Source organism: Streptomyces sp. C, from assembly GCF_000158895.1.
GTDB lineage: Bacteria > Actinomycetota > Actinomycetes > Streptomycetales > Streptomycetaceae > Streptomyces > Streptomyces racemochromogenes.
On the sequence record NZ_GG657750.1, the window covers coordinates 2,019,841 to 2,022,183 of the forward strand.

General features: G+C 74.3%; 3 protein-coding genes and 1 pseudogene. 2 read left to right on the forward strand and 2 right to left on the reverse strand.

From position 1 onward, the window contains the following. The first annotated feature begins 91 nt into the window (after positions 1-91). Positions 92-751: a DUF2293 domain-containing protein gene (locus SSNG_RS08910; protein WP_042800769.1), complete on the forward strand. Its 660-nt coding sequence runs from the start codon at positions 92-94 to the stop codon at positions 749-751. Here SSNG_RS08910 and SSNG_RS08915 read toward each other — a convergent pair. Further along, entirely contained in the window at positions 744-1,439 is a 696-nt protein-coding gene (locus SSNG_RS08915; protein ID WP_128636902.1) for a chaplin, read from the reverse strand. The two genes, SSNG_RS08910 and SSNG_RS08915, sit on opposite strands and share 8 nt — an antisense overlap. 127 nt (positions 1,440-1,566) lie before the next feature. Between SSNG_RS08915 and SSNG_RS08920 the strand changes: the two genes are divergently transcribed. Further along, entirely contained in the window at positions 1,567-2,115 is a 549-nt protein-coding gene (locus SSNG_RS08920) for a hypothetical protein (protein ID WP_007263489.1), read from the forward strand. Here the strand turns inward: SSNG_RS08920 and SSNG_RS08925 are convergent. Next, a pseudogene (locus tag SSNG_RS08925) lies at positions 2,096-2,343 on the reverse strand (hypothetical protein); the annotation flags it as partial. The gene SSNG_RS08920 and the pseudogene SSNG_RS08925 sit on opposite strands and share 20 nt — an antisense overlap.

Below are 2,343 nucleotides of genomic sequence, written 5' to 3' on the forward strand. Positions count from 1 at the left end.
AGACCTCATGACTTCCGGTCGGATTTTATGAAAGACCAACAACCCTTACGCGTCAGGTGATATGGGGCTCGGTCGGCGGTATCACAACGGCATGAGTCTCGTCGTCTTCGAGTCGCTGAAGCCGATCCACTGCGCCGCGTGCCGGCGGGGGCCGCTGCGGCACCTCGTCCGCGAATCCGGCGTGCCCCGCTGCCTGGACTGCGCCGACCTGGGCCATCTCGTCTACCTGCCGCGCGGTGACGCGGCGCTCACCCGCCGGGCCCGGGAGGGCAGTTCGCTGCACGCCGTCGTGGTGCGCCGGCACCGGGGCCGCCGCCGCTACGAACGCCAGGGGCTGCTGGTGGAGGACGCCGCACTGGCCCGCGCCGAGCGGGCCTGCCTCGCCGACGCCGATGCCCGGGCCCGCCGCCGGGAGCGGGACCGGGTGCGCCGCGCGGCCGAGGACGTCCGGTTCACCGCCGCCTTCGCGGCCGAGATACGGCGGCTGTTCCCCGGCTGCCCGGCCGACCGCGCCCGGGCGATCGCCGCCCACGCCTCGCTGCGCGGCAGCGGCCGGGTCGGGCGTACCGCCGCCGGCCGGGCGCTCGACGAACAGGCCGTGTCGGTCGCGGTACGGGCCGCGGTGCGGCACACCGACACCGAGTACGACGCGCTGCTGATGGCGGGGGTGCCCCGGTTCGCGGCCCGGGCGCGGCTGGCGGCGCGGATCGACGCGATCCTCGACGGCTGGCGTACGGGGGACGTCAGTTGAGGCGGAAGCGGCGGTAGAGGAGCGCCCCGCCGAGCAGCAGGGCGCCACTGCCGGGCACCAGGTAGCCGAGCCCGTCCGAGCCGGTGTGGGCCAGGGCCGAGGGGTCCCGCGGCGGAGCGGGCTGCGCAGGCGGGGCGGGCGGGGTCACCGGCCGCTGGGAGACCGGCGGCTGCACGGCGGGCGGCTGCACGGGCTTGCCGCCGGTCGGGGTCTCGGTGTTCACGGAGGTGTTCCCGTGGGAGCCGTTGCCGACGCCGACGACGTTCACCGAGTTGCCGCTGACGTTCAGCGGGAGGTCCACGGGGAGCTGGACGCCGTTGCCGGACAGCAGCCCGGGGGAATCCTTTCCGCGCCCCTCGGCGCTCGCCCCTCCCCCGTGACCGCCGGACCCGGGTTTCGACGGATGGGAGGGCCGCGGGTCCGGATTCCCCCCACCCGCGGCGGTGTGGGTACAGCTGTTGCCGGCTGCGGAGTTCAGCACGCCGACCACGCTCACGGTGTTCCCGCACACGTTCACCGGGGCGTGCACGGGCAGCTGCACCAGGTTCCCGGAGAGCAGCCCCGGGGAGCGCTCGGTCTGCCCGCCCGCTTCGGCGTCGGCGTACGCGAAGCCGCCCACCCCCGCGACCGCCAGTCCGCCACCCGCGACCATCGCCGCGATCAAGCCGTTCCGACGAGTGTGACGCATCAGATTTCCTGCCTTCCGGAGGGTTTCAGGGCCATCGAGCCCGTACCGGAGACAACGCGGTAAACCCGTTCGGGTTATAGAGCCGGTAGGCATTTCACTCCATCGTGTACTGGGTAGTCCCTACTTCATGACTGAACGACCGCTCCTGCTGCTCGACGTGGACGGCCCGCTCAACCCGTTCCGGTCCCTCTTCGCAGGTCTGCGCGGCTACACCAGCCACCGGATGCGCCCCGACGTCTGGCTCTCCTACCGCGACCCGGAGTCCCGCAAGGCCCGGCGCGGCGTCCGGGTGCGCCTCCACCCCTCCCACGGCGCCCAGTTGCAAGCGCTGCCCTTCGAGCTGGCCTGGGCCACGGCCTGGACGCACCAGGCCAACACCCTGATCTCCCCGCACATCGGACTCCCCGCCGACCTGCCCGTGGTCGAGTGGCCGGAACTCTTCGCCGAGGACCCCGACGGCCTCTCGTGGAAGACCCGCCCGCTGCTCGACTGGGCGGCCGGCCGCCCCTTCGCCTGGGTCGACGACATGATCACCCCGCAGGACCGCGCCTGGGTCTCCGCCCACCACCCGGCACCGAGCCTCCTGCTGCGCATCCATCCCCGCCACGGCCTGCGCGACCGGGACTTCGCGGCCCTGTCCGCCTGGGCGGGCGAGGTCAGCGCAGCAGGGCGGTGACCGGATCCGGCGACGGGCTGCCGGTGGGCCACCAGTCGTCGGCGTCCGGGCGGGACTCGTAGGCGTACCAGAGGCCCTCGCGGCCCAGGCGGAGCTGGCGGCTGCGGGCGGTGAGCCGGTTGCGGTCGGGGCGGAAGGGGCCCTGCCCGGCGGCGAGCAGGGCCGGCCGGGCCCGGTCGAAGGGCCTGGTCGGGGGGTCCCAGGGCTCGTCTAGCGCGGTGAGCGCGG